This window comes from Lacinutrix sp., assembly GCF_037625555.1.
Taxonomy (GTDB): Bacteria; Bacteroidota; Bacteroidia; order Flavobacteriales; family Flavobacteriaceae; genus Lacinutrix.
On record NZ_JASJHV010000083.1, the window covers coordinates 1 to 4745 of the forward strand.

The following is a 4745-nucleotide window of genomic DNA, read 5'->3' on the forward strand; positions in this document are numbered from 1 at the left end:
GTTACTGTAAACAGAGGTACTGTAGATAGAGGAAAAACAGTTATTGGTGATAATTGCCTTATTATGGCCTATTGCCATATTGCCCACGATTGTATTGTAGGTAACAATTGTATCTTTTCTAATAACAGTACACTTGCAGGACACGTTACAGTTGGAGATTATGTAATATTGGCAGGAATGACTGCAGTGCATCAGTTTTGTTCTATAGGGAACCATGCATTTGTAACTGGTGGATCTCTAGTAAGAAAAGATGTGCCACCTTTTGTAAAAGCTGGTCGTGAACCTTTATCATATGTTGGTATTAATTCTGTAGGTTTAAGACGAAGAGGTTATGCAACAGAGAAAATAAGAGAGATTCAAGATATTTATAGAATACTTTATCAAAAAAATTATAACAATACACATGCTGCAGGTATTTTAGAGGCAGAAATGGAAGCAACTACAGAACGAGACGAAATTCTTCAATTTATTAAGAATTCTCATCGTGGTATAATGAAAGGTTACTTCAAATCAAATTAAAAAACAAAATAGAAAATTATGGCTACTACTTCAGATATAAGAAACGGATTATGTATAAAATACAATAACGATATTTATAAAATAGTTGAATTTTTACATGTAAAACCAGGAAAAGGTCCTGCTTTTGTTCGTACAAAAATGAAAAGTGTAACAAATGGAAAGGTTCTAGATAATACTTTTTCAGCTGGACACAAATTAGAAGATGTTCGTGTAGAAACTCATAAATTTCAATATTTATATAATGATGGAGAGTTTTATCATTTTATGAATGAATCAGATTATACTCAAATAAGACTTTTAGAAGCTGCTTTAGATAATCCTGGATTAATGAAAGAAGGTGAAGTGGTAACTATTCAAATTAATACTGAAGATAATATGCCATTGTCTGTAGAATTGCCTGCAACTGTTGTTTTAGAAATTACTGCAACAGAACCTGGAGTTAAAGGAAATACAGCAACTAATGCTACAAAGCCAGCAACTGTAGAAACTGGAGCTGAAGTAAATGTGCCATTGTTTATAAACGAAGGTGATAAAATTAAAGTGGAGACAGTAAAAGGAACTTATAAAGAACGCGTAAAAGAATAAAAAAAGTAATCAGTTATCATTTGGCAGTAAACAATCTTACTCATAATTGAAGATTGAATGTAGACCATAAAATAATGAAATTCCCAAAACCACATACTTTAAAGCAAATATCTCAAATAATCGATTGTGATTATGTAGGTGCAGACGATTTTGAGGTGCTTGGATTGAATGAAATTCATGTTGTAGAACCAGGTGATATTGTTTTTGTAGATCATCCTAAATATTATGATAAAGCGTTACAATCTGCAGCTACAATTATTTTAATTAATAAAGATGTTGAATGTCCAGTAGGAAAAGCGCTATTAATTAGCGATGATCCTTTTCGAGATTTTAATAAGTTAACAAATCATTTTAAACCTTTTCAAGCTGCAAACGCAAGTATTTCTGCTTCAGCTAAAATAGGAGAAAACACTATAATTCAGCCTAATTGTTTTATTGGAAACAATGTAATTATTGGAAACCATTGTGTTATTCATGCAAATGTTACCATTTATGACGACGCAGTAATTGGTAACAATGTTACAATCCACTCTGGAACAATCTTAGGAGCAAGTGCTTTTTATTATAAAAACAGATCAGAAGGATTCGACCAACTACTATCTGGAGGTCGAGTTGTAATAGAAGACAATGTGGATATTGGTGCTTTATGCACTATAGATAAAGGTGTAACAGGAGATACAACTATTGGAGAAGGCTCTAAGTTAGACAACCAAATTCAAGTTGGTCATGATACAGTAATAGGTAAAAAATGTTTAATTGCTTCTCAGGTTGGTATTGCAGGTTGTTGTATTATTGAAGACGAAGTTACTATTTGGGGACAAGTAGGAACAAACAGTGGTATTACAATTGGTAAAAAAGCAGTAATTCTTGGGCAAACAGGAGTTACAAAATCTGTTCCAGGTGGTAAAAGTTATTTCGGAACACCAATAGAAGATTCTCGAGTAAAATTAAAAGAGTTAGCTTATGTGAAGCAAATTCCTAATATTATAGATCAATTAAAAAACAAATAGATGACATCTAAAGAAGTTGTTGAAAAATTTTACAATTCAGATTTAGCGAATAATGCCAATGCTATAGATGATTGTTTTCATAAAGATTGTACTTTAAATTGGCATAGTAGCAAAGGTTATGTTGCTCTAGATTTTAATGGATTAAAACTAGTTTTCGACGAAATTAGACAATCATACAACACACTTCGTTTTCATATTAGCCATTTATTACAAGACAATAATCATGTAACAATACCTTACACTTCTTACGTTACTACATTAGAAAACCCTGATGAAGAATTAGCATTAGCTCATTTTACTACAATTTGGGAATTAAAAGGAGATAAAATATTTAAAGGATTTCAAATGAGTCAACTTGCAGAAAGCAGTATAGAAAGCTTAAATTCTTTTTAATAAATAAAACACAAATCACTTTATAATTTCTATTCAAAAACTTACTTTTGTGGTATTATTCAAAAGTTTAGTATTTAACTTTTAAAGCATATTAAAAACAATTTTAATCTAAATATAAATGAGTGTTTTAGTAAATAAAGATTCAAAAATAATAGTTCAAGGTTTTACTGGTAGTGAAGGAACATTTCACGCTGGACAAATGATTGAGTATGGAACAAATGTTGTTGGTGGTGTAACTCCAGGAAAAGGAGGGCAAACACATTTATGCAGACCAGTTTTTAATACAGTTGAAGAAGCTGTAGTAAAAGCAGGAGCAGACACAACAATTATTTTTGTACCACCTGCTTTCGCAGCAGATGCTATTATGGAAGCAGCAGATGCGGGAATTAAAGTAATTATCTGTATTACAGAAGGTATTCCAGTTGCAGATATGATTAAAGCTTCAGATTATATTAAAAATAAAAATTGTCGCTTAATAGGACCTAACTGTCCAGGAGTTATTACTCCAGGTGAAGCTAAGGTTGGTATTATGCCAGGATTTGTATTTAAGCAAGGTAAAGTTGGTATTGTTTCAAAATCAGGAACATTAACATACGAAGCTGCAGATCAAGTAGTAAAACAAGGATTAGGAATTACAACAGCTATAGGTATTGGTGGAGATCCAATTATTGGAACAACAACAAAAGAAGCAGTAGAACTATTAATAAACGATCCAGCTACGGAATGTGTAGTAATGATTGGTGAAATAGGTGGACAACTAGAAGCAGATGCTGCAAATTGGTATAAAGCTAGTGGTAGTAAAAAACCAATTATTGGTTTTATAGCTGGAGAAACTGCACCTGCAGGTCGTACAATGGGACACGCTGGAGCAATTGTTGGAGGAAGTGATGATACAGCACAAGCTAAAAAAGCTATTATGAGAGATTGTGGTATTCACGTTGTTGATTCTCCTGCCGAAATAGGAAAAAAAGTAAAAGAAGTTTTAGGATAGAATCCAAATTAATTACTATTTTAATAGTTAAAATCTGTTAAAATAATTATAATATAATCGTTATTAGTTCGTTGGCTGTACTTTAGTCAACGAACTTTTTTTTTAACTTAATCAATCAAAAAACCAATTTATAATGAAACACTTAAAATTAGCTTTCATTTTTGCATTTGTAGCTTTAGTGTACAGTTGTAAAAGCGAAAACAATAAAACGATGGCATTCGCTGTTGAAAACCAAAAAGATGCCAGTGGTTTTACTTACGAGACTATTAATAACAATCCAACAGGATTGCGTTTATATACTTTAGACAATGGTTTAAAAGTATATATGAGTAAAAATACCGACGAGCCAAAAATTCAAACCTATATTGCAGTAAGAGCAGGTTCTAATTACGATCCAAAAGAATCTACAGGTCTGGCTCATTATCTTGAGCACCTGGTTTTTAAAGGAACAGATAAAATTGGTACTCTAGATTGGGAAAAATAAAAAGTGTACTTAGATAAAATTTCAGTTTTATATGAGCAGCACAGAGCTGAACAAGATCCTGATAAGAAAATAGCATTATATAGAGAAATTGATAAAGTATCACTTGAAGCTTCTCAATTTTCTGTAGCAAATGAATATGATAAAATGACAAGTTCATTAGGTGCAACTGTAACTAATGCACATACTTGGTTTGAAGAAAAAGTTTATAAAAATAAAATACCAGCAAATGAATTAGAGAAATGGCTAGCGCTAGAAGAAGAGCATTTTAGTACATAAGTTTTGCGTTTATTCCATACTGAATTAGAAGCTGTTTCCAAATCATCCATACGGACAACAAAAAACTATTGGTACAGCAGAGCATTTAAAAAACCGTCTTTAGTAGATATTAATAATTATTTTGATAAATATTATGTGCCAAATAACATGGCTATGGTATTAGTTGGTGATTTAGATTTTTCTGCACTTAAAACTTTAGGAGAAGTGCAAGAAATGGATATCGATTATTTATTTAATTACGAAAAAGCAAAAGAAGTAAAGCTTTAATAGATTCTGTCATTAATACGTAGGCAAGAATCCATTTTATTAAAAACCTCACAAATACTATAATTTGTGAGGTTTTTTTATTCCGAAGAACATTGAAATTCTTATATTTGATTTACTGAATATAAATTTTCCGATAACTATCGGGAATACAACAAAACCAATTTTTATATGAAACTTTTAGAGGGTAAAACAGCTATAATAACAGGAGCAAGTCGTGGTA

At 31.3% G+C, this 4745-nt stretch carries 5 protein-coding genes and 1 pseudogene; all 6 read left to right on the plus strand.

Annotation, left to right across the window (positions count from 1 at the left end; genetic code table 11):
* Positions 1–519: acyl-[acyl-carrier-protein]--UDP-N-acetylglucosamine O-acyltransferase (locus QNK89_RS07320; RefSeq protein ID WP_340170368.1), on the plus strand; the 519-nt coding region annotated here is incomplete at its 5' end.
* A gap of 18 nt (positions 520–537) precedes the next feature.
* Entirely contained in the window at positions 538–1104 is a 567-nt protein-coding gene (efp, locus tag QNK89_RS07325; protein ID WP_340170369.1) for an elongation factor P, read from the plus strand.
* Positions 1105–1178: 74 nt separating this feature from the next.
* Positions 1179–2114: a UDP-3-O-(3-hydroxymyristoyl)glucosamine N-acyltransferase gene (locus tag QNK89_RS07330; protein WP_340170370.1), complete on the plus strand. Its 936-nt coding sequence runs from the start codon at positions 1179–1181 to the stop codon at positions 2112–2114.
* A complete protein-coding gene (locus QNK89_RS07335) occupies positions 2115–2507 on the plus strand; it encodes a nuclear transport factor 2 family protein (RefSeq protein ID WP_340170371.1) in 393 nt (130 codons plus the stop codon). It abuts the gene before it with no gap.
* 118 nt (positions 2508–2625) lie between these two features.
* Positions 2626–3498: a succinate--CoA ligase subunit alpha gene (sucD, locus tag QNK89_RS07340; protein WP_340170372.1), complete on the plus strand. Its 873-nt coding sequence runs from the start codon at positions 2626–2628 to the stop codon at positions 3496–3498.
* Between the two features lie 211 nt (positions 3499–3709).
* Positions 3710–4438: pseudogene (locus tag QNK89_RS07345) on the plus strand (insulinase family protein); the annotation flags it as partial.
* Positions 4439–4745: the final 307 nt, after the last annotated feature.